Raw genomic sequence first — 21629 nt, 5'->3', positions numbered from 1 at the left:
CAGGATCAGCCGCGCTCACCTTGCAGCCATTGCAACTGGACTTCGTGCTGACCACGGTCGTCGGTGACGAAGATCGTCCCTTCGCTGATCATCACGTCCCACTTGATGACGCGGGGCATGTCCTTGGCCAGGGTCTCCAGCACCTCTTGCGGCACGGCGGCGATGTTGACGTTCTTCAGGTTCTTGATCGCCGGGATCACCTTGGTTTCCCAGACGCGCAGGCTGCCGTACGCCAGCAGGCTGGTGCGCTCGGTGCGACGCGAGCACCAAGTCAGACGATCGGCATCCGGCTGGCCGACTTCGATCCAGTGCAGGACACGGTCGTCCAGGCTCTTTTCCCACAGTGCAGGTTCATCCACGTCCGACAGACCACGACCGAACGACAACTGCTCGTTGTACCAGAGGGCGTAGGCCAGCAGCCGCACGGTCATGCGCTCTTCGGTCTCCGAAGGGTGACGGGCGATGGTCTGCTTGACGCTCTCGTAGATGCTGCGGTCGAGGTCGGTGAGGTTCAGTTCAAACTTGTACGTGGTCGAAGGCTGGGCCATGAACGGGCTTCTTGATACGAGGAAAGTCGGCAAGTCTAACCGATGCGGTAGGCAATCATCGAATTGATGGCGATCAAGCTGCGGCGTCTGACAGCCGGCTATGTTAAAACGCTGTATCTGCTCAGCCTTGTCCTACAGGATTCTGTATGCCGTTCGCCAACAAACCGCTCAGCGGTGTGAAAGTCATTGAATTGGGTACGTTGATTGCCGGGCCGTTTGCCTCGCGTATTTGCGGCGAGTTCGGTGCCGACGTGATCAAGATCGAGTCGCCGGACGGCGGTGATCCCTTGCGCAAATGGCGCAAGTTGTACGAAGGCACGTCGCTGTGGTGGTTCGTGCAGGCGCGCAATAAAAAGTCGCTGACGCTGAACCTCAAGCATCCCGACGGCCTGGCCATCCTGAAGAAATTGCTCGGCGAAGCCGACATTCTCATCGAGAATTTCCGCCCCGGCGTTCTGGAGAAACTGGGGCTGGGTTGGGAAACCCTGCACGCGCTGAACCCGAAACTGGTGATGGTGCGCCTCTCGGGTTTCGGTCAGACCGGACCGATGAAGGATCAGCCGGGGTTCGGCGCAGTCGGTGAGTCCATGGGCGGGTTGCGCTACATCACCGGTTTCGAGGACCGGCCACCGGTGCGCACCGGGATTTCCATCGGCGATTCGATTGCCGCGCTGTGGGGTGTGATCGGCGCACTGATGGCGTTGCGTCATCGCGAGGTCAACGGTGGCCTCGGCCAGGTGGTTGATGTGGCGCTATATGAAGCGATCTTCGCCATGATGGAAAGCATGGTCCCGGAGTTCGATGTGTTCGGTTTCATCCGTGAGCGCACCGGCAACATCATGCCGGGCATTACACCGTCGTCGATTCACACCAGTGCCGACGGCAAGCATGTGCAGATCGGCGCCAACGGCGATGCCATTTTCAAGCGCTTCATGATGATCATTGGCCGGGACGATCTGGCCAATGACCCGGCACTGGCGAGCAACGACGGACGCGACAATCGTCGCGACGAGTTGTATGGGGTGATCGATCGCTGGGTCAATTCGTTACCGCTGCAAACGGTGCTCGACCTGCTCAATCAGGCCGAGGTGCCCGCGAGCCGGATCTTCAGCGCCGAAGACATGTTCAACGATCCGCAGTACCTGGCGCGGGAAATGTTCCTGCACGCCAAGCTGCCGGACGGCAAGGACTTCAAGATGCCGGGCATCGTGCCGAAACTCTCTGAGACACCGGGCTCTTCCGAATGGGTCGGGCCACAGCTCGGTGAACACAACGCGCAGGTACTCCACGACCTTGGCTACGACGAGCAACAGATCGCCCGGTTGCGCGAAGACGGAGCCATTTAAGCTGAAACGCCAGCAGACATCTGAGGCCAACCGCGCCCATCACTGGTGGACGTGGCGCCTGTTCGGCCTGCTGTTTCTGCTGGCCGTGTCGACCGCAGCACAGGCCAAACCGACGCTGATCTGGTTGTTGCGCGACCTGCCGCCCCTGACGATATTAGAAGGCCCGAAAAAGGACCAGGGCGTGATCGATCAATTGATGCCGCTGCTGATCGCCGGCCTGCCGCAATACGAACACACACTGATGCGGGTCAATCGCGCCCGTGGCCTGCAGATGCTGCACGAAAACCCTTTTGCCTGTGACCCCGCGCTGTTGTGGAACAAGGACCGCGCGCAATGGGTCGTGTATTCGATCCCGGCGATACGCGTGGTGAGCAATGGTCTGGTGGTTCGTCAGCAAGACCGTTCGCTGCTCGAACCCTATCTGGTGGGCGGCGAGGTCGACCTGTCGGCGCTGTTGGCCGCCACCGACAGAAAAGTCGGCGTGGTCGCTGAACGCAGCTACGGCGAGTTCATCGACAACATACTCCATCAAGCCCACAGCGGTGCGCTGACCCCCCATTACGGTAACGACGCCCTGAGCAATCTGCTGTCGATGCAGCGTCTGGGCCGATTGCAGGTGGTGCTGGGTTACTGGCCGGAAATCCGCTATCAGGCGAAACAGGCGAAGATCGCCGAGGACGAGCTGGCGTTCTACCCCATCCAGGGCACCGGGAAATATCTCTCGGGTTACGTCGCCTGTTCCGACACAACTCAGGGACGTCAGGCGATCAGTGAAATCAACCAACTGTTGCGCACCCTGCCCCACGCGCATCTGAATCAGCTCTACGCGGCGTGGCTCGATCCCGAGCGGCAGGCTGATTATCTGGAGCAGGCCCGTGTCTTTTTCGAGCAGCAGGCGACCCATTAAGCAAACGCCGGACAAAAGAAACCCCGAGAAGTGGGGAGACGACTCGGGGTTAAACGTGGTCTACAAAGGACCCGTAGCAGCAAGCGACAAGCACCGGAGCACAATGCTTGATCCTGCTGTTATGGGGTCTGACTGACAGGGATGCAGGAAGGTTCCCACAAAAAATATTTCATCTTCAGAGCGCCGGACGCTTGTCCAGTGCTGCGTTGCGCAATGCCGCGATCACACAGGGTTCCAGGCGCCCTTCGGCGATCAGAATGTCACGGTGCAGACCATCGACCACATCCGTCAGCAGGCGTTTGTCGCTCAACTGCGCCTGATTGAATTCGCGTTCCACCACAATTGCGCCGTTGCTGTTCTTCAAGGTCACCCGGCATTCGCCACGGGCGCCGCTTGCAGACAACGAAACCTGATACGGGCTCAGAGCCTCACCGAGCAATAGACTGATACTTTCCATCTCGATCTCCACTCAATAGTCCGAAAACATTGTGTCTGGGGCATGTCCACAGTAAATGACCACCGGCCCGAGAAGAAAGTTCTGCCTGCCGGTTGCTCCATCCCTGGAAGCGTTACCGGTCTGTCAGAGCATGCACGGTGAAGATGACAGAAAAATAACCGTACGCTTCAGGCCCGCGCCGCCATGGGCGCGAGCAGATAACTGTCCAGCAAACCTCTCATCAGCACCGCCGAGACCGGTGTTTGCAGGCACCCCAGCATTCGCAGGCGATGCTCGCACAGCAAGCGTTCAAGATCGCCCAACACACTCGATGCGACCGCCCCCAGCAGGATCAAAGCCCGAGCTTGATCCTGTTGCGCCAGATGATGGATCAGGGCCAGGCCATCGCCACCCTTGAGCTGCGGATCGCAGATGGCGATATCGACCGCGCCGCGATGCCCCAGGGAACACAAGGCCGATGCCAGCGACGGCGCGGTCAGAACGTCATAGATGCCGATGGCGTTGAGCATTTGATGCAACGCCATCAGTTGAAACGGATTGGGTTCAAGAATCAGGATTTTAAGCGAGCGCATAGGCGACCTCTAAAGCGACAATCGCGGACTCTCACCGCAGTTGTCGTTCACTCTAGGGCAGTCGTCTTAAGCCTCCCATCGGAAAAGTAGTCGCGTCCTATAGGACATTTCCTAATCCTCAGTGCGGACATCGGCATCCGCTTTCCGTCCTACGCTGGGTGATATCGGTCCAGCCGCCCAACAGACCGCGCAACTGGCCGTCGGCACTGTAGAACGGCACAGTCCACTGATAGACCTCACGCGGGCCATTTTTGAATTGCAATTGCCGTTTGCTGAAACGTGACTTGCGCGTGCGCAATTGCACCATGAACTCGTCGTGCAGCATTGAGGCCGTCGCTTCGGGCAATGCATCGACTTCGAACAGCAAGCGGCCCTGCACTTGATCCTGGCGAACCGAAAGCGCTTCTTCATAGCTGCGGTTGCACATGATCAGACGCCCTTGCAGATCGCGGACGAACATCGGGTCAGGCATGGAGTCGATCAGCGCGTGTTGAAACGCCAGTTGATCGCCCAGATCCTTCTCGGCCTCGCGGCGCAACTTGATCACCGCCGTCAGGCGCCGGTTCCACACCAGCGACAACAGACCGAAAATACTCCACCCGCCCATCACCCAGCAGCCCCATTCGATCATCCGCTGCCAGATCGACTGCTCCGGGACAGGTGCAACGCCCTCCAGCCATTTCAGGCGAATGGCCCGTAACTCGGTCGCGGGAAACGCCTCAAGTGCCTTGTTGAGAATACTCAGTAGCTCCGGCATGCCTTTGCGCACCGCCAGATGATCAGCTTCCCACTTGCCTTCCAGCAGCCCGCCCACCCTGAGCAATCCCAAGGGATAGAGCTGCGCCCCGATTTCATTTTCGATGGTGGCATAGGCTTCGCCGCTCTCGACCAATGCGCGGGCTTCGGCGTACGTCTTGACCGAACGCACTGTGATCAGCGGGAAATCGCGCCGAATCAGGTCTTCCAGAGCATGCCGGGCCGGCAGCACAACGACACGTCCGGCCAACTGCTCGAACGATTCCACCCGCGGCGCGCCGATGTGGCCAACGAACACCCAGCCTGCGCCACCGAAGGCATGGCTGAAATCCAGAAACACCTTGCGCTCGTCACTCATGGCCAACGTCGTGCTGATGTCCGCCGCCCCGCTCTCCAGTCGCTCAAGCAGGTGGTCGGTGGAGAACGACTCCTGATGCACAAACTGCAGCCCGGTCATCGCACTGACGCGTTTGAGCACGTCGTTGTTCAAACCGCTCCATTGCCCGTGTTCATCCTGAAACAGGTACAACGGATATTGCACCGATGCCACCGTTACCCGAGGGTTTTCGTGAATCCATTGGCGCTCGCGGGCGTCCAGTTCCACAGGTTGAACATTGAATGCCGCGACCTCTTCGTGCAGCGCCAGCTGCGCCGCCAGACTGCAACGCATCAACCCCAGTAATCCAAACAACAACATCCAGCCCAGTGCCGGTTTCAAACCTCTATAAAACAGCATTGCCACTTCCTTCGTGATCGACTCACCCGTCCTTCGTGGGTGAAAACCCGAGCAGTGTGGCAGCAGAAACAAAAAAGCCCGTCAGGAGACGGGCTTCAAAATGTGACAGCTTTTACTGGCTTAAAGCGGCTTGCCGCGGTTGCCATGCTGGCTGACAAAGGCCTGTACGGCTTTCAGCTCGTTTGGCAGAACGGTGCAGCGTTCATTTCGCTCAAACAAATCAGAAAGATGTGCAGGCAGTTCGAGTGCTTTTCCTACACCGGCTTTCTCTACCGCATCCGGGAACTTCACCGGGTGAGCGGTGCCCAGAATTACCATCGGAATGTCCAGGCTGCGGCGGCATTCGCGGGCGGCCTTGACGCCGATCGCGGTGTGCGGGTCCAGCACTTCGCCGCACTGCTCGTAGACTTCAGCGATGGTTTCGCAGGTCTGCGCGTCATCCACGGCGAGCGAGTCGAACAGCTTGCGGGCTTCAGTCCAGCGCTCTTGCTCGACGCTGAAACCACCACCCTGCTTGAACGAGTCCATCAGCCCGGCGATCGCTGCACCGTTGCGACCGTGCAGGTCGAACAGCAGGCGCTCGAAGTTCGACGAGACCATGATGTCCATCGACGGCGACAGCGTGGCGTGCAGGGTTTCCTTGACGTACTGATTGCCGCTCATGAAGCGGTGCAGGATGTCATTGCGGTTGGTGGCGACGATCAACTGGTTGATCGGCAGGCCCATGTTGCGCGCCAGGTAACCGGCGAAGATGTCGCCGAAGTTACCGGTCGGCACCGAGAACGCCACCGAACGCGCCGGGCCGCCCAACTGCAGGGCGGCGTGGAAGTAGTAGACGATCTGGGCCATGATCCGCGCCCAGTTGATCGAGTTCACCGCCACCAGACGCGTGCCTTTGAGGAAGCTCTGGTCAGCGAAGCTGTTCTTGACCATTTCCTGGCAGTCATCGAAGTTGCCTTCGATGGCGATGTTGTGGATGTTCTCACCGAAAATCGTCGTCATCTGCCGACGCTGCACTTCGGACACGCGGTTGTGCGGGTGCAGGATGAAGATGTCGACATTTTCGCAGTGCTTGCAGCCTTCGATGGCAGCCGAACCGGTATCACCGGAGGTGGCGCCGACAATCACCACGCGCTCGCCGCGTTTTTCCAGCACGTAGTCGAGCAGGCGGCCGAGCAGTTGCAGGGCGAAGTCCTTGAACGCCAGGGTCGGGCCGTGGAACAGCTCCAGCACCCATTCGTTGCCGTTCAGTTGACGCAGCGGCGCGACGGCGCTGTGCGAGAACACGCCGTAGGTTTCTTCGAGAATCTTTTTGAAATCGGCGTCAGGAATGCTGCCGGTGACAAACGGGCGCATGACGCGGAATGCCAGCTCGTGATACGGCAGGCCGGCCCAGGAAGCGATTTCTTCCTGGGTGAAACGTGGCAGGTTTTCCGGGACGTACAGACCGCCATCGGTGGCCAGACCGGCCAGCAGGACGTCTTCGAAATTCAGGGCCGGTGCCTGGCCGCGGGTACTGATATAACGCATGTTTTCAAACCTTCGGTTTGAGCTTCAAGCTACAAGCTACAAGCTGCAAGTAAAAGCCAGACCGCTTTTCTCTTGCCACTTGCAGCTCGAAGCTTGCAGCTGCTTCTGTTTAGTTCAGGTGCTCGACGCGGATCCGTACAACCGGACCATTCACGCCGGCCAGCGCCTCGAGGGCGGCGATCGCATCGTTGATACGCTGCTCGACCACGCGGTGGGTCAGCAGGATCATCGGCACCAGACCGTCTTGCTCTTCGACTTCCTTCTGCATGATCGACTCGATGTTGATGCCGCGCTCCGAGAGGATGCTCGCCACCTGAGCCAGTACGCCCGGATGGTCCTTGGCCTGAATGCGCAGGTAATACGCGCTTTCGCAGGCTTCGATCGGCAGGATCGGATGGGCCGACAGCGAGTCCGGCTGGAAGGCCAGATGCGGCACGCGGTTTTCCGGGTCGGAGGTCATGGCGCGAACCACGTCGACCAGGTCGGCGATCACCGACGACGCGGTTGGCTCCATGCCGGCGCCAGCGCCGTAGAACAGGGTCGAGCCGGCGGCATCACCGTTGACCATCACCGCGTTCATCACACCGTTGACGTTGGCGATCAGACGATCGGCCGGGATCAGCGTCGGGTGTACGCGCAGCTCGATACCGGCCGCAGTGCTGCGAGCCACACCGAGGTGCTTGATGCGGTAGCCCAGCGCTTCGGCGTAGTTCACGTCAGCGGTGGTCAGTTTGGTGATGCCTTCGGTGTAAGCCTTGTCGAATTGCAGCGGAATACCGAACGCGATCGACGCCAGAATCGTCAGCTTGTGCGCGGCGTCGATGCCTTCGACGTCGAAGGTCGGATCGGCTTCGGCATAACCCAGCGCCTGCGCTTCGACCAGCACGTCTTCGAAGGTACGGCCCTTCTCGCGCATTTCGGTGAGGATGAAGTTGCCGGTGCCGTTGATGATCCCGGCAACCCAGTTGATGCGGTTGGCGGACAGGCCTTCGCGGATCGCCTTGATCACCGGAATGCCACCGGCCACCGCCGCTTCGAACGCGACGATCACGCCTTTCTCGCGCGCCTTGGCGAAAATTTCATTACCGTGAACGGCAATCAGAGCCTTGTTCGCGGTGACCACATGCTTGCCATTCTCGATGGCCTTGAGTACCAGCTCGCGGGCAACGGTGTAGCCGCCCATCAGCTCTATGACGATGTCGATCTCAGGGTTCGTGGCCACTTCGAAGACATCGGTGGTAATCGCAATACCGGTCGTCTGGAACTGAGGCTTTGGCGTGCGCATGGCAATTTGTGCCACTTCGATCCCACGCCCGGCACGACGAGCAATTTCCTCGGCGTTGCGCTGAAGTACGTTGAAGGTACCGCCACCGACGGTCCCTAACCCACAGATGCCTACTTTGACCGGATTCACTGTGAACTCCCCATAAAACGGCCGACGCTGGGTCGGCCGGAAAACAACCGCGTGCTCGCGGCCCTCTATTGATGGCCCGGCGATGCTGCTGCCGGACCATGATCGTCAACGGCTGACCGTGACGATGCGAATTACTTCGCGCCCAAGGCCAGTTTGGCGACTTGTGGCGCCGGCTGGTAGCCCGGAATGACTTGTCCGTCGGCCAAAACGATGGCCGGTGTGCCGTTCACGCCGATCGACTGACCGAGGGCGAACTGCTTCGAAACCGGGTTCTCGCACTTGGCGGCCTTGATTTCCTTGCCATCGACCATTTTGTCCATGGCGGCTTTCTTGTCTTTCGAGCACCACACGGCTTGCAACTGCTCGTCACCCGGTGAGCCGAGGCCCTGACGCGGGAAGGCCACATAACGCACTTCGATGCCGCGCTTGTTCAGCTCGGGCACTTCGGCGTGCAGCTTGTGGCAGTACGGGCAGGTGGTGTCGGTGAACACGGTGATGTGCGATTTGGTCTCGCCCACAGCCGGGTACACCACAGTCTCGGCCACCGGGATGGCGTTGACCAGTTTGGAGATGCCCAGGCGTTCGGTCTTCTCGGTCAGGTTGACTGGTTTGCCGTCCTTGAGCTGGAACAGATAGCCCTGAACGATGTACTGGCCATCGGCGCTGGCGTATAGCACGCGGCTGCCCTTGAGCTTGACTTCATACATGCCCGGCAACGGGCTGGCGCTGATGCTTTCTACCGGAACCTCGAGTTCGAGTTTTTCCAGGCTTTGACGAATGGCTTTGTCGGCCGCGTCATCGGCGACGGCAAAGGTGCTGACCAACGCAATGGCTGCGGCGGCGAAAATCTGGGTCAGACGCATGAGAACTCCTGAAGGCGGACAAATGAAGCGGTCAGAACGCCCGTGCCGGAACACCGGGTCATAACCGTCCATCGTGCAAACCGGCAAAGCCTAACACATAAGGTCACGGTGGCCGAATGCGCCTGACACAAGACACTCAAGGCCAACTGACACACATTATTGTGGCGAGGGGATTTATCCCCTCACCACAGGTACACACTCCACCATTGGAGATTTCATCAGCCGCGCGGGTGGTGTTTGGCGTGCAGGTCCTGCAAACGGGCGCGGGCAACGTGAGTGTAGATCTGCGTAGTGGAAAGGTCGCTGTGCCCGAGCAACATCTGCACCACGCGCAAATCCGCGCCGTGATTGAGCAGGTGCGTGGCAAATGCGTGACGCAAGGTGTGCGGCGACAGCGACTTGCCAATCCCGGCGACCTTGGCCCAATGCTTGATGCGATGCCAGAAGGTCTGGCGGGTCATCTGTTCGCCGCGCTGGCTGGGAAACAGCACATCGCTGGGCCGGCCACCGAGCAGCTCGCTACGGCCATCGCGCATATAACGCTCGACCCAGACGATCGCCTCCTCGCCCATCGGCACCAGCCGTTCCTTGCTGCCCTTGCCCATCACCCGCAACACGCCCTGGCGCAGGTTGACCTGCTCCAGCGTCAGGCTCACCAGTTCGGTCACCCGCAGCCCGCAGGCGTAGAGCACTTCAAGCATGGCGCGGTCACGCTGGCCGATGGCTTCGCTCAGATCCGGCGCCTTCAGCAAGGCTTCCACGTCGGCTTCGGACAGGGATTTGGGCAGCGGTCGGCCAAGTTGTGGCATGTCGACGCGCAAGGTCGGATCGACACTGATCAGCTTTTCCCGCAGCAAATAGCGATAAAAGCCACGCACACCGGAGAGAAATCTCGCGGTGGAACGTGGTTTGTAGTTCTGCTCCAGACGCCAGGCCAAGTGGTCGAGGATCAATTCACGACCGGCGTTGATCAGCTCGAGGTTTTTCTCCTGCAGCCAGCCATTGAACAGCGCCAGGTCGCTGCGGTAGGCGCCGCGGGTGTTTTCCGACAGGCCCTTCTCCAGCCATAAAGCGTCGAGGAATTGGTCAATCAGCGGATGGTCAATAGCAGGCATGGGCGCTCAAGACACGCAACCTCGGGGATTGCGCGCAAATGTAGAGTGAACTGTAGGAATGGGCGCTAGTCTTTCATAGCCCGCTATTTCAAGGAACAGGGAGCTTCAATGAACGAGCAGCAAATTCTCTTGGCATTCGGCGGGATTGGCGCTGCTGCGCTGGGCTGCCAGTGGCTGGCGTGGCGCCTGAAGCTGCCGGCGATTCTGTTTCTGTTGCTGACCGGGATTCTCGCGGGACCGGTACTCGGCTGGCTCGATCCGCAGGAAATGTTCGGACCGCTGCTGATGCCTCTGGTGTCACTGGCGGTGGCATTGATCCTGTTCGAGGGCAGCCTGACCCTGCATCTGTCTGAATGGCGCGAGATCGGCAGCGTCGTGCATCGTCTGGTGACCATCGGCGCCCTCGCCACCTGGGCAGTGATCGCCGTCGCCACGCATTTTCTACTCGGTTTCGACTGGCTGCTCGCCATCCTTTTCGGCAGCCTGACACTGGTGACCGGCCCGACGGTGATCGTGCCGATGTTGCGGGTGGTGCGCCCCAAAGCGTCGATCGCCAACATTCTGCGCTGGGAAGGTATCGTCATCGACCCGATCGGCGCCCTGCTCGCCGTGGTGGTCTACAGCTTCATCATTGCCAGCGGCGAGGGCCAGGGACTCAAGCAGAGCCTGCTGACTTTCGGCGGCGTGATTCTCTGCGGCAGCGTGTTCGGGATTGTCGGTGGCTGGGTGCTCGGCACCATCATCCGTCGCCAGTGGCTGCCGGAGTATCTGCATAACCTCGCGTCGCTGGCGGCAGTGCTGGGGATTTTCATTGCAGCCAACCAAGTGATGCACGAGTCCGGCCTGCTGGCGGTGACGCTGATGGGCATGTGGCTGGCCAACATGAAGGGCGTGGATGTGCGGCACATTCTGCACTTCAAGGAAAACCTCAGTGTGCTGTTGATTTCCGGGCTGTTCATCTTGTTGGCGGCCCGTCTGGATCTGAATGCACTGATCGGCCTCGGCCCTTTGGTGCTGATCCTGCTGCTGGTGATTCAACTGATCGCGCGCCCGCTGAACGTACTGCTGAGTACCGCTGGCTCCAGCCTGAGCTGGCGCGAGCGCGCCTTGCTGTGCTGGATCGCTCCGCGCGGGATCGTGGCGGCGGCGGTGTCGGCAATTTTCGCGATTCGCCTGGACGAAGCCGGGCACGAGGGTGCGCTGCTGCTGGTACCACTGACGTTTGCGGTGATCATCGGCACCGTGGTTCTGCAGAGCGCCACCGCTCGGCCACTGGCCCGCCTGCTGAAGGTGGCAGAACCGGCGCCGAGTGGTTTCCTGATCGTCGGCGCCAACAGCCCGGCGCGGGCGCTGGGCAAATCACTGCAGCAACTGGGTAGCCGCGTGCTGCTGACCGATTCGAGCTGGGAAAACATTCGTGCGGCGCGCATGGAAGGTCTGCCGACCTACTTCGGCAATCCGGCCTCGCAGCACGCCGACGCACATCTGGATCTGGTCGGGCTGGGGCATCTGCTGGCGCTGTCGCCCTCCGGTGAACTCAACACCCTGGCGGCGATGCGCTTTCGCCACGACTTCGGCCATCAGCGGCTGTTTGGCCTGGCCAGCGGCCATGAAAGCCGTCGCAGCGACAAACACCGAGCGAGTCTGGAACATCGTGGCAATCAACTGGGCAGCGAGGCGTTGACCTACGCGAAACTGGCCAGCCAGATGGGCCAGGGGGCCGAGCTGTACAGCACGACGTTGACCGATGGTTTTGGCTGGGAGGATTACCGGGCGCTGCATGGTAATCGTGCGACTTTGCTGTTTATGCGCGATGACAGCGGGTGGGTGCATGTGGTGACGCCGGAGACTGCTTTGAAACCAGGATCCGGGTGGACGCTGCTGGCGTTGATTCAGCCTGAGGCCAGCAGCGCCTGACCTGACGCCTTCGCGAGCAAGCTCGCTCCCACAGGAAGTGTGTCGTTCACAGTTTTTATGTTCGACACGAACCCTGTGGGAGCGAGCTTGCTCGCGAACGGCTCGACTCTAATCTGGATCAGGCAGCAAACCCGGGCAGCACTGGCACCGGCCGCTTGTCATCATCAATGGCGACAAAGCTGAACTGTCCGTGGATTGCCTTCTCGCGGCCATCACAGCTCATGCTCTCGACAAACACTTCCACCTCGACCTTGAGGCTGGTATTGCCGACTTTGATCACCCGCCCTACCAACTCGACGATGGAGCCGGCCGGGATCGCGTGGTTGAAGTCGATGCGGTCGGTGGACACGGTCACCAGCGGCAACCGGCAGAAGCGCGTGGCGGTGATGAACGACACCTCATCCATCCAGGCGAGCGCCGTGCCGCCGAACAGGGTGTTGTGGTGGTTGGTGGTCGGCGGGAAGACAGCCTTGGTCACGCGGGTTACCGAGAGTTCGGTGCGGCGCTGGATTTCCTGGTCACGGGTGGTCATGGTTCTGGCCTGAAACAAAAAAGCTGTGGATAAATTGCGGGCAACAAAAAAGCAGCCCGTAGGCTGCTTTTTTCTGCATCGGAAGCTGGACTTAAGCCAGTTTTTCCTTGATGCGAGCTGCTTTACCCGACAGGTCGCGCAGGTAGTACAGCTTGGCTTTACGTACGTCACCGCGACGTTTAACAGCCATGCTGTCGATCTGCGGGGAGTAGGTCTGGAAAGTACGCTCTACGCCAACACCGTTGGAGATTTTACGCACGGTGAACGCACTGTTCACGCCGCGGTTACGCTTGGCGATTACAACGCCTTCGAACGCTTGCAGACGGGAACGATCGCCTTCCTTCACTTTCACCTGAACGACAATGGTGTCGCCCGGGGCAAAGGTAGGGATTTCTTTGGTCATCTGCTCTGCTTCGAGTGCAAGGATGATTTTGTTGGTCATGCTGTGCTCCTAAGGTAAATCGTCGGATCTACCATCGATACGTTGTTAACTATCGTCCCGCTCGCGGATGTATTCCTCGAGCAGCTTCTTCTCTTCTCCAGAAAGCGAGCGGCTTTCCAGAAGATCGGCGCGTCGTTCATAGGTCCTACCAAGGGACTGCTGTAAACGCCAACGCCGGATATGCGCGTGATTGCCACTCAGCAACACGTCGGGAACACGCTGATCCGCATACACCTCAGGTCGGGTGTAGTGCGGGCAATCCAGCAGACCATCCGTAAAGGAATCTTCCTCAGCGGAATCCGCATGCCCTAAAGCTCCAGGCAGCAGTCGTGTAACCGCATCGATCAGGACCATGGCCGGCAGCTCGCCGCCAGACAGTACATAGTCGCCAATCGACCACTCTTCATCGACATGAGCCTCAATAAAGCGCTCGTCAATGCCTTCATAGCGGCCGGCAATCAGGATCAGTGCATCCGATTGTGCCAGCTCGCGTACCGCCGACTGAGTCAGTTGACGGCCTTGGGGGGACAGGTAAATCACCTTCGCCGCCTCCCCGGCTGCTGCCTTGGCCTGAACCAGAGCATCTTCCAGGGGCTTGATCTTCATCACCATGCCCGGACCACCGCCAAACGGGCGATCGTCCACAGTGTGATGCCGATCCGTCGTGTAATCTCGCGGATTCCAACAGGTCAGCTGCAAGAGCCCCTGTTTGACCGCACGACTGGTGATGCCGTAGTCGCCAATGGCGGAAAACATCTCGGGAAACAAACTGATCACTTCTACGCGCAAATTAGCCACGTTTAGAAGTCCGCATCCCAATCCACCTTCATCTCGCCCGCTGCGAGGTCGACAGCCAACACGCATTGCTCCGTATAGGGCAACAGGCGTTCACGATCATCCAGGCTGCCAGCGCAAGGCTTGACTACCATTACATCATTGGCGCCGGTTTCCAGAAGATGATCGATTTTCCCCAGCAATTGCCCGAGGGTGTCGATGACCTTCAGACCTTCCAGCTGGTACCAGTAGTACTCGCCTTCGGTCAATTCAGCGAACAGGTTGCGCGGCACGCAGATCTCATAACCGGCCAGAAGACGAGCTTCTTCACGATCATCGAGACCCTTGAGCTTTGCGACCAGGAACTTATCGCTCCCGCGTCCACTGACCAGCTCGACCTGTTTGACATTGCCTTCGCGCTTGAGCGTCCAGGTTTTGTACTGCAACAGGTTTTCAGTCGGATCAGTAAAGGAATAAACCTTCACTTCGCCGCGAACGCCGTGAACAGAATAAATTTTGCCAATAACGATCAAATCATCGGCAACAGCAGGCGTCGCGTTCATATTGCTCAGGCCGCAGCCTTGGCAGATTCCTTCAACAACTGAGCAACGCGCTCAGAAGGTTGTGCACCAACGCTCAGCCAGTAGGCAACGCGCTCTTGGTTCACGGACAGACGGACTTCCTGACCACGGGCAACAGGGTTGAAGAAGCCAACCTGTTCTTTGTGGGAGCCGTCACGCGGGTTACGCGAGTCGGTTACGGTCAGGTGGTAAAACGGGCGCTTTTTGGAGCCGCCAAGGGCAAGACGGATTGTTAGCATGTGAACATCGTTCCTGTAGTCGGTGCTGCAAATCTAAATGCACAGCGGGCATGGGTGCCCGAAAGGCCGCATATTCTAAGGAATATCCGGACTTTTGCAAATGACTTTTTCCGGCGCCTATGGCATGCCGTGCAGATTTGCATAGAGAGCCGTCGATGAAAACGGCCAGTCAGCTCCCGCCGAGTGCGGGTTTGCTGTTGATCCTGCGTCCTTGCAGGGTCTGCGCCGGTGCGACGACCGGCGAAGTCTTAGTGTCCCGCCTCACCCATTTCACTCGCCATAAGCGAGCAGAATGGGTGAGACGGGGCACCTTACATTTTTGGCATGCCGCCGCCGGGCAACATACCGCCCATGCCGCGCATCATTTTTGCCATACCGCCTTTGGCGGTAAATTTCTTCATCATCTTCTGCATCTGCTTGTGCTGCTTGATCAAGCGGCCGATGTCCTGCACCTGGGTGCCGGAACCCATGGCGATCCGGCGTTTGCGCGAACCGCTGATCAGCTCAGGGTCACGGCGCTCGGCCGGGGTCATGGAATTGATGATGGCTTCCATCTGTTTGAACTGCTTCTCTGCAGCATTCTGGGCATTGCCCATCTGCGACAGGTTGACGCCGCCGATGCTCGGCAGTTTGTCCATGAGGCCGCCGAGACCGCCCATGTTCTTCATCTGTTGCAGCTGATCGCGGAAGTCTTCGAGGTCGAAGCCCTTGCCCTTCTTCAGCTTCTTGGCCAGCTTGTCGGCCTTGTCCTTGTCGAGCGTCGCTTCAGCCTGCTCGATCAGGCTGAGCACGTCGCCCATGCCGAGAATCCGCGAAGCAATACGCTCGGGGTGGAACGGATCGAGCGCTTCGCTCTTCTCGCCCATACCGATGAACTTGATCGGCTTGCCGGTGATGGCGCGCACCGACAGGGCGGCACCGCCACGGGCGTCGCCGTCGACCTTGGTCAGGATCACGCCGGTCAGCGGCAGCGCATCACCGAAGGCCTTCGCCGTGTTGGCGGCGTCCTGACCGGTCATGGCGTCGACCACGAACAGGGTTTCGACCGGGTTGATCGCGGCATGCAACGCCTTGATCTCGCCCATCATCTCTTCGTCGATGTGCAGGCGACCGGCGGTGTCGACGATGACCACGTCGATGAATTTCAGTTTGGCTTCTTTAATAGCCGCGCTGGCGATGTCGACCGGCTTCTGGCTCAGATCGGACGGGAAGAACGTCACGCCGATGTCGTTGGCCAGGGTTTCCAGCTGTTTAATAGCCGCAGGACGATAAACGTCCGCCGACACGACCATCACCGACTTCTTCTTGCGCTCTTTGAGGAAACGCGCGAGTTTGCCGGCGGTGGTGGTTTTACCGGCACCCTGCAGACCGGCCATCAGAATAACGGCTGGCGGAACGGCGCTCAGGTTCAAGTCTTCGTTGGCCGCGCCCATCAGGCTTTCGAGTTCGGCCTGGACGATTTTCACGAACGCCTGACCCGGCGTCAGGCTGCGCGACACCTCGGTGCCGACAGCGCGCTCCTTGACCGAATTGACGAAGTCCTTGACCACCGGCAGGGCGACGTCGGCTTCGAGCAACGCCATGCGCACTTCGCGCAGGGTGTCTTTGATGTTGTCCTCGGTCAGCTTCGCCTTGCCGGTGACATGGCGCAGCGTCTGCGAGAGACGGTCGGTTAAGTTTTCAAACATTGCGCGATCCTTTCAGGCCCTGTGTAGACCGGGATAATGGCGGCCCAGACCGGATTCAACTTGTGCTCGGCGAGCCTGCGGCGTGGGCAGGTCGCGGATTATAGCGAAGACTGCGGCCGGCGGACACCTCGCTGTCAGCTTCCTGAGTCTTTCGTGCCATGGCGGTTCTATGCCAAACTCAGCGCCTTTCGGGCTTGCCTAACAGGATTTATGCTCCCCTTGTCACCCAGTTTACTGACCACCCTCGCCGCCGCCCTTCTATATGCCGCTGCGACCCTTTATCAGAGCACCCGTCTGGCCACCGGCGCCAAGGCGAACAAGCGCCTGCTCGTTAGCCTCGGCGTACTCGCCGTGGTCGCCCATAGCGCCAGCCTGCTCACGCACCTGCTGACCCCGATCGGCCTGGGCCTGGATTTCTTCAGTGCCTCCAGCCTGATTGCCGCAGCGGTGATTGCCCTGACCCTGCTCGCCTGCTCGCGCATACCGGTGGAAAACCTGCTGGTGCTGCTGTTCCCGCTGGGCGCGGTGACCGTGCTGCTGGCGCAGTTCGCGCCGGCCGGCACCGTGCAGATCATTGATGAAGAGCCGGGCATCCTCGCGCACATTCTGTTGTCGATCCTCGCCTACGGCATGTTCACCATCGCGGTGTTTCAGGCTTTGTTGCTGCTGGTGCAAGATCACCAGCTCAAGCACAAGCACCCGTCCGGGCTGATCAAGAATTTCCCGCCGCTGCAAACCATGGAAAGCCTGCTGTTCGGCTTCCTCTGGGCTGGCTGGACGCTGCTGTCGCTGTCGCTGATTTCCGGCTGGCTGTTCGTCGAGAACCTGTTCGCCCAGCATCTGGTGCACAAGACCCTGCTGGCGTGCCTGGCCTGGGTGGTGTTCAGCGTGCTGTTGTGGGGCCGCAACCGTCTCGGCTGGCGTGGCCACAAGGCGATTCGCTGGACGCTCGCCGGTTTCTGCCTGCTGATGTTGGCGTACTTCGGCAGCAAACTGGTTCGTGAATACATCCTGCACATCTGACGGGCGGCATAAATGGACGGTTTGCCCATAGGGCCGATGCTTGCGGTATTTGTCCTGCTGGTTTTGTGGTCGGGGCTGTTTACCGCCGTCGAAATCGCGCAGCAACACCTGCTCGCGCAACGCGCCGCCTCGCGTGCCAGCGATAAGCCACTGGCGAAGCTGAGCTTCCCGCTCGACAGCCTGATCCTCTGCAACACCCTGTGCCGCGCCCTCGCGATGGTCATTGCCACGTTGCTGGCAATTTTTCTCTGTGAAGAAAACGGCCCTTGGGCGGCGTGCCTCGGTGCCGGTGCCATCCTGCTGGTGTTTGCTGATTACTTCCCGCGTACGGTTGCCCAACGCTACCCCGATGCCGTGCTCGCCTTCGGCAATACCCTGCTGGGCGTTCCGCTGAAGATCGTTTATCCGTTCGCCTGGCTGTTCAGCCGCCTCAGCGGCCTGTTGATGACGCCGTTTGTGCGCAAGGCCCAGGTGGTGCAACAGAGTGAAGATGAAGCGCCGGCCGACCGTTATGATGATCCGGAACACCCGGTCCGGGCACACCCGGTTGCGGGTATTCATGCGCTGGACAACATCACGGTCAACGACATTCTGGTGCCACGCAGTGACGTCGACGGCATCAACCTCGACGACTCGATCGAAGAAATCATCGAACAACTGCGGCATAACAAGCGCACGCGCCTGCCGGTGTTCCACAGCGACATCAATCAGGTCGAAGCGGTGCTCAATACCCGGCAGATCCGCCATTTGCTCAACGATGGCAGCCTGACCCGCGAAGCGCTGCTGGCCGCCAGTTATGAGCCGTACTTCGTGCCGGAAAGCACGCCACTGCAACTGCAATTATTGAACTTCCACAAGCAGCAGCGGCGCCTGGGCATGGTGGTGGATGAGTACGGTGAAGTGCTGGGCATCGTCACTCTGGAAGACATTCTCGAAGAGATCGTCGGCGAATTCGAAAGCGAGCACAGCCTCGACAACCCGCACATTCATCCGCAGGCGGATGGGCGGATGGTGATCGACGGCACCGCGTCAATCCGTGAGCTGAACAAATGCCTGGGCTGGCATTTGCCGAGCGATGGACCGAAGACGCTGAATGGTCTGGTGACCGAGGCGTTGGAGACGATTCCCGAGAGCGCGGTTTGCTTGAAGATCGGACGTTATCGCCTGGAGATTCTCGAGACCGAAGAGAACCGGGTGAGCAAGGTGTTGATCTGGCATACGAGCCTGGTGCCGGCCAAGATTTAAAGCTTTTATGGCGAGGGAGCTTGCGACCTCGCCACAGAATCACTGGACTGCAGATTGCGGTGATTTTTTATCCCTCTTGTTTGATCGTTAGCCCGCTTCCTATAATCAAGTCGCTTACCCAAGCACCGCCAAACCTCGTGCTTACCCCGCACCCGAAAGGTTTCGGCCATTTCCTCTGCATTCCGGCGACTGTTCCTACCTGAAACAGCGACCGCGCCTCATCCCACATCCCTGGGTGCTCGACCATAATAATTCGCTCCAATGGAGCTCATGACTGTCAGGGATCACCGCATGACAACCAGCACCGCTTACAGCGCCACCGCGCCTGCCCAACCGACCAACTCTGCCACACGCGTGGCCACGGCGAGTTTTATCGGCACGGCCATCGAGTTCTATGACTTCTACGTTTACGCCACCGCTGCCGCGCTGGTGATCGGGCCGGTGTTCTTTCCACAGACGTCCGGCACCGCGCAGATGCTCTCGGCGTTTCTCACGTTCGGCATCGCCTTCCTCGCCCGCCCTCTCGGCTCAGCGCTGTTCGGCCATTTCGGTGACCGTATCGGACGCAAATCGACGCTGGTCGCTTCTTTGCTGCTGATGGGTGTCTGTACGACGCTGATCGGCGTGCTGCCGGGCTACGCCAGCATCGGGGCCTGGGCGCCGATTCTGCTGTGCGTGCTGCGTTTCGGTCAGGGCCTGGGCCTGGGCGGCGAATGGGGTGGGGCGGCGCTGCTGGCGACGGAAAACGCACCGAAAGGCAAACGGGCGTGGTTCGGCATGTTCCCGCAGCTCGGCCCGTCGATTGGTTTCCTCGCCGCCAACGGCTTGTTTCTGACACTGGCCATGACCCTCAGCGATGAGCAATTCCGCAGTTGGGGCTGGCGGATTCCGTTTCTGCTCAGTGCGGCGCTGGTGATGGTCGGCCTGTACGTGCGCCTCAAGCTCCACGAAACCCCGGTGTTCGCCAACGCCATTGCCCGTCAGGAACGGGTGAAAGTGCCGCTGGTCGAGCTGTTCAGCCAGTATTGGGCGCCGACCCTGCTCGGTGCGGCGGCCATGGTGGTGTGCTACGCGCTGTTTTACATCTCGACCGTATTTTCCCTGAGCTACGGCGTGTCCACCCTTGGCTACAGCCGCGAGACGTTCCTAGGATTGCTGTGCTTTGCCGTGCTGTTCATGGCCGCAGCAACGCCGCTGTCCGCCTGGGCCAGCGACCGTTACGGGCGCAAACCGGTGCTGATCATTGGTGGCGTGCTGGCGATTCTTTCTGGCTTCCTGATGGAGCCGCTGCTGACTCAGGGCTCGACCTGGGGGGTGGCGCTGTTCCTGTGCATCGAGTTGTTCTTGATGGGCGTGACGTTTGCGCCAATGGGGGCGCTGTTGCCCGAGCTGTTTCCGACTCACGTGCGTTATACCGGCGCATCGGCCGCTTACAACCTGGGCGGAATCGTCGGTGCCTCGGCGGCACCGTTCTTCGCGCAGAAACTGGTGGCGATGGGCGGTTTGAGTTATGTCGGCGGGTATGTATCGGCGGCGGCAGTGCTTAGCCTGATAGCGGTGCTGTGCCTGAAGGAGACGCGTGGCAACGATCTGAATCAGGTTGCCTGACAGATCGCTATCGCGGGCAAGCCCGCTCCCACAGGGTTCTCAGTTGATCGCACATTTTGTGCACAACCAAAAAACCTGTGGGAGCGGGCATGCCCGCGATAGACACGCCTCGGTTTACAGCTCTACCACAACAGCCTGAGCAGCGCGGGTCGCCTTGGCTCGCGCAGCCTCGATCGACTCATCCCGCGCCAAGGCCACGCCCATGCGACGCTGACCATTGACCTCTGGCTTGCCGAACAGACGCAGCGCCGTATCCGGCTCGCTCAGCGCGGCGCCGAGGTTGGCGAAGGCAGTCTGGGTCGACTGCCCTTCCACCAGAATCACCGCCGAAGCCGAAGGGCCGAACTGACGGATCAGCGGCACCGGCAGGCCGAGAATGGCGCGTGCGTGCAGCGCAAACTGCGACAGGTCCTGGGAAATCAGGGTCACCAGACCGGTGTCATGCGGGCGCGGCGAAACTTCGCTGAACCACACCTGATCGCCCTTGATGAACAACTCGACGCCGAACAGACCACGACCACCCAGTGCTTCGGTGACCGCTTTGGCAACGCGCTCGGACTCGGCCAGGGCAATCGGGCTCATCGCCTGCGGCTGCCAGGACTCCTGATAGTCGCCCTTCTCCTGACGGTGACCGACAGGTGCACAGAACGTGGTGCCACCAATGTGGCGCACGGTCAGCAGGGTGATTTCGTAGTCGAAATCGATGAAGCCTTCAATGATCACCCGGCCCTTGCCGGCCCGGCCGCCTTCTTGCGCGTAATCCCAGGCTTTCTGCACATCATCGACGCTGCGCAGCAGGCTCTGGCCTTTGCCCGAAGAACTCATCACTGGCTTGACCACGCACGGGAAGCCCAGGTCCTCAACGGCTTTGCTGTAATCCTCGAAGGTGTCGGCAAAGTGGTACGGCGAGGTCGGCAGGTCCAGCTCTTCAGCGGCCAGACGACGGATACCTTCGCGGTTCATGGTCAGTTGCGCGGCACGGGCGGTCGGGATCACGGTGAAGCCTTCGGCTTCCAGTTCGACCAGGGTGGCGGTGGCGATGGCTTCGATTTCCGGCACGATGAAGTGCGGCTTCTCGGCCTCGATCACCGCACGCAGGGCAGCACCGTCGAGCATGTTGATCACGTGGCTGCGGTGGGCAACCTGCATGGCCGGCGCGTTGGCGTAACGGTCGACGGCAATCACTTCAACGCCCAGGCGTTGCAGCTCGATCACCACTTCCTTGCCCAACTCACCACAGCCACACAGCAATACGCGGGTCGCGGTCGGCGACAATGGAGTTCCGATACGGGTCATCTCAGGTCCTCAAAGAAGCGGATCATCGAGGAAAGCAACG

21 protein-coding genes are annotated in these 21629 nt (G+C 60.0%); 6 read left to right on the top strand and 15 right to left on the bottom strand.

Going from position 1 to position 21629, the window contains the following annotated elements; translation table 11 throughout:
• Positions 1–5: 5 nt before the first annotated feature.
• Complete coding sequence (locus tag HV782_RS06245; RefSeq protein WP_047601370.1) at positions 6–548, bottom strand: YaeQ family protein; 543 nt, start codon at positions 546–548, stop codon at positions 6–8.
• A gap of 146 nt (positions 549–694) precedes the next feature.
• Between HV782_RS06245 and HV782_RS06240 the strand changes: the two genes are divergently transcribed.
• The gene (locus tag HV782_RS06240) at positions 695–1894 is read left to right on the top strand and encodes a CaiB/BaiF CoA transferase family protein (RefSeq protein WP_128615252.1); all 1200 of its coding nucleotides are present in this window, start codon (positions 695–697) and stop codon (positions 1892–1894) included.
• On the top strand, positions 1842–2801 hold the full coding sequence (locus tag HV782_RS06235; RefSeq protein WP_186745047.1) for a TIGR02285 family protein: 960 nt from the start codon (positions 1842–1844) through the stop codon (positions 2799–2801). Before HV782_RS06240 ends, HV782_RS06235 begins: the two co-directional genes overlap by 53 nt.
• A 175-nt stretch (positions 2802–2976) precedes the next feature.
• Here the strand turns inward: HV782_RS06235 and HV782_RS06230 are convergent, their stop codons facing one another.
• From HV782_RS06230 to xerD, 7 genes are all read right to left on the bottom strand, one after another.
• Positions 2977–3258, bottom strand: coding sequence for a DUF3509 domain-containing protein (locus HV782_RS06230; RefSeq protein WP_128615254.1), 282 nt, complete (start codon positions 3256–3258; stop codon positions 2977–2979).
• 167 nt (positions 3259–3425) lie between these two features.
• Positions 3426–3830 carry a response regulator gene (locus tag HV782_RS06225; protein WP_128615255.1) on the bottom strand — a complete coding sequence of 135 codons (405 nt, stop codon included), beginning with the start codon at positions 3828–3830 and terminating at the stop codon, positions 3426–3428.
• 118 nt (positions 3831–3948) lie between these two features.
• Positions 3949–5322 (bottom strand): transporter substrate-binding domain-containing protein, encoded by a 1374-nt coding sequence (locus HV782_RS06220; RefSeq protein ID WP_186745045.1) that lies wholly within the window; start codon positions 5320–5322, stop codon positions 3949–3951.
• A gap of 120 nt (positions 5323–5442) precedes the next feature.
• Positions 5443–6852 (bottom strand): threonine synthase, encoded by a 1410-nt coding sequence (gene thrC / locus HV782_RS06215; protein WP_123464957.1) that lies wholly within the window; start codon positions 6850–6852, stop codon positions 5443–5445.
• A 109-nt stretch (positions 6853–6961) separates the two neighbouring features.
• Positions 6962–8266 (bottom strand): homoserine dehydrogenase, encoded by a 1305-nt coding sequence (locus HV782_RS06210; RefSeq protein WP_123464955.1) that lies wholly within the window; start codon positions 8264–8266, stop codon positions 6962–6964.
• Between the two features lie 131 nt (positions 8267–8397).
• The gene (gene dsbC, locus HV782_RS06205) at positions 8398–9129 is read right to left on the bottom strand and encodes a bifunctional protein-disulfide isomerase/oxidoreductase DsbC (RefSeq protein WP_064120585.1); all 732 of its coding nucleotides are present in this window, start codon (positions 9127–9129) and stop codon (positions 8398–8400) included.
• Between the two features lie 218 nt (positions 9130–9347).
• On the bottom strand, positions 9348–10244 hold the full coding sequence (gene xerD, locus HV782_RS06200; RefSeq protein ID WP_128615256.1) for a site-specific tyrosine recombinase XerD: 897 nt from the start codon (positions 10242–10244) through the stop codon (positions 9348–9350).
• Positions 10245–10352: 108 nt separating this feature from the next.
• Between xerD and HV782_RS06195 the strand changes: the two genes are divergently transcribed.
• A complete protein-coding gene (locus tag HV782_RS06195; protein WP_186745043.1) occupies positions 10353–12161 on the top strand; it encodes a cation:proton antiporter in 1809 nt (602 codons plus the stop codon).
• Positions 12162–12279: 118 nt separating this feature from the next.
• Here the strand turns inward: HV782_RS06195 and HV782_RS06190 are convergent, their stop codons facing one another.
• The 6 genes from HV782_RS06190 to ffh form a co-directional block, all read right to left on the bottom strand.
• Positions 12280–12693: an acyl-CoA thioesterase gene (locus tag HV782_RS06190; RefSeq protein WP_041063151.1), complete on the bottom strand. Its 414-nt coding sequence runs from the start codon at positions 12691–12693 to the stop codon at positions 12280–12282.
• Positions 12694–12784: 91 nt separating this feature from the next.
• Entirely contained in the window at positions 12785–13135 is a 351-nt protein-coding gene (rplS, locus tag HV782_RS06185; protein WP_003175895.1) for a 50S ribosomal protein L19, read from the bottom strand.
• A gap of 45 nt (positions 13136–13180) precedes the next feature.
• On the bottom strand, positions 13181–13933 hold the full coding sequence (gene trmD / locus HV782_RS06180) for a tRNA (guanosine(37)-N1)-methyltransferase TrmD (protein WP_090281920.1): 753 nt from the start codon (positions 13931–13933) through the stop codon (positions 13181–13183).
• Between the two features lie 2 nt (positions 13934–13935).
• Positions 13936–14472 (bottom strand): ribosome maturation factor RimM, encoded by a 537-nt coding sequence (gene rimM, locus HV782_RS06175; RefSeq protein WP_085688896.1) that lies wholly within the window; start codon positions 14470–14472, stop codon positions 13936–13938.
• Between the two features lie 5 nt (positions 14473–14477).
• Entirely contained in the window at positions 14478–14729 is a 252-nt protein-coding gene (gene rpsP, locus HV782_RS06170) for a 30S ribosomal protein S16 (protein ID WP_003198088.1), read from the bottom strand.
• A 311-nt stretch (positions 14730–15040) separates the two neighbouring features.
• Entirely contained in the window at positions 15041–16417 is a 1377-nt protein-coding gene (ffh, locus tag HV782_RS06165) for a signal recognition particle protein (protein ID WP_123464947.1), read from the bottom strand.
• A gap of 210 nt (positions 16418–16627) precedes the next feature.
• Here ffh and HV782_RS06160 point away from each other — a divergent pair, with 210 nt between their 5' ends.
• The 3 genes from HV782_RS06160 (at position 16628) to HV782_RS06150 (ending at position 20293) form a co-directional block, all read left to right on the top strand.
• The gene (locus HV782_RS06160) at positions 16628–17440 is read left to right on the top strand and encodes a cytochrome C assembly family protein (protein WP_123464945.1); all 813 of its coding nucleotides are present in this window, start codon (positions 16628–16630) and stop codon (positions 17438–17440) included.
• Positions 17441–17452: 12 nt separating this feature from the next.
• Entirely contained in the window at positions 17453–18685 is a 1233-nt protein-coding gene (locus HV782_RS06155; RefSeq protein ID WP_186745041.1) for a transporter associated domain-containing protein, read from the top strand.
• 291 nt (positions 18686–18976) lie between these two features.
• A complete protein-coding gene (locus HV782_RS06150) occupies positions 18977–20293 on the top strand; it encodes an MFS transporter (protein WP_128615563.1) in 1317 nt (438 codons plus the stop codon).
• Positions 20294–20407: 114 nt separating this feature from the next.
• On the opposite strand, the gene purT is transcribed toward HV782_RS06150, so the two are convergent.
• Positions 20408–21589: a formate-dependent phosphoribosylglycinamide formyltransferase gene (gene purT / locus HV782_RS06145; protein ID WP_016986367.1), complete on the bottom strand. Its 1182-nt coding sequence runs from the start codon at positions 21587–21589 to the stop codon at positions 20408–20410.
• Positions 21590–21629: the final 40 nt, after the last annotated feature.

Origin of the sequence: Pseudomonas monsensis, from assembly GCF_014268495.2 — a bacterium.
GTDB classification, from domain to species: Bacteria; Pseudomonadota; Gammaproteobacteria; order Pseudomonadales; family Pseudomonadaceae; genus Aquipseudomonas; species Aquipseudomonas monsensis.
The sequence above is the reverse complement of the archived record's forward strand: the minus strand, read 5'-3'. Positions and strand labels throughout refer to the sequence as shown.

What these genes read in the sequence shown, in the direction of transcription:
- HV782_RS06155 (WP_186745041.1), top strand. Translation starts at nt 17,453, where the DNA reads ATGGACGGTTTGCCCATAGGGCCGATGCTTGCGGTATTTGTCCTGCTG.
- HV782_RS06150 (WP_128615563.1), top strand. Translation starts at nt 18,977, where the DNA reads ATGACAACCAGCACCGCTTACAGCGCCACCGCGCCTGCCCAACCGACC.
- HV782_RS06195 (WP_186745043.1), top strand. Translation starts at nt 10,353, where the DNA reads ATGAACGAGCAGCAAATTCTCTTGGCATTCGGCGGGATTGGCGCTGCT.
- purT (WP_016986367.1), bottom strand. Translation starts at nt 21,589, where the DNA reads ATGACCCGTATCGGAACTCCATTGTCGCCGACCGCGACCCGCGTATTG.
- HV782_RS06245 (WP_047601370.1), bottom strand. Translation starts at nt 548, where the DNA reads ATGGCCCAGCCTTCGACCACGTACAAGTTTGAACTGAACCTCACCGAC.
- thrC (WP_123464957.1), bottom strand. Translation starts at nt 6,852, where the DNA reads ATGCGTTATATCAGTACCCGCGGCCAGGCACCGGCCCTGAATTTCGAA.
- HV782_RS06240 (WP_128615252.1), top strand. Translation starts at nt 695, where the DNA reads ATGCCGTTCGCCAACAAACCGCTCAGCGGTGTGAAAGTCATTGAATTG.
- rpsP (WP_003198088.1), bottom strand. Translation starts at nt 14,729, where the DNA reads ATGCTAACAATCCGTCTTGCCCTTGGCGGCTCCAAAAAGCGCCCGTTT.
- HV782_RS06220 (WP_186745045.1), bottom strand. Translation starts at nt 5,322, where the DNA reads ATGCTGTTTTATAGAGGTTTGAAACCGGCACTGGGCTGGATGTTGTTG.
- HV782_RS06160 (WP_123464945.1), top strand. Translation starts at nt 16,628, where the DNA reads ATGCTCCCCTTGTCACCCAGTTTACTGACCACCCTCGCCGCCGCCCTT.
- dsbC (WP_064120585.1), bottom strand. Translation starts at nt 9,129, where the DNA reads ATGCGTCTGACCCAGATTTTCGCCGCCGCAGCCATTGCGTTGGTCAGC.
- rimM (WP_085688896.1), bottom strand. Translation starts at nt 14,472, where the DNA reads ATGAACGCGACGCCTGCTGTTGCCGATGATTTGATCGTTATTGGCAAA.
- rplS (WP_003175895.1), bottom strand. Translation starts at nt 13,135, where the DNA reads ATGACCAACAAAATCATCCTTGCACTCGAAGCAGAGCAGATGACCAAA.
- xerD (WP_128615256.1), bottom strand. Translation starts at nt 10,244, where the DNA reads ATGCCTGCTATTGACCATCCGCTGATTGACCAATTCCTCGACGCTTTA.
- ffh (WP_123464947.1), bottom strand. Translation starts at nt 16,417, where the DNA reads ATGTTTGAAAACTTAACCGACCGTCTCTCGCAGACGCTGCGCCATGTC.
- HV782_RS06225 (WP_128615255.1), bottom strand. Translation starts at nt 3,830, where the DNA reads ATGCGCTCGCTTAAAATCCTGATTCTTGAACCCAATCCGTTTCAACTG.
- HV782_RS06190 (WP_041063151.1), bottom strand. Translation starts at nt 12,693, where the DNA reads ATGACCACCCGTGACCAGGAAATCCAGCGCCGCACCGAACTCTCGGTA.
- HV782_RS06230 (WP_128615254.1), bottom strand. Translation starts at nt 3,258, where the DNA reads ATGGAAAGTATCAGTCTATTGCTCGGTGAGGCTCTGAGCCCGTATCAG.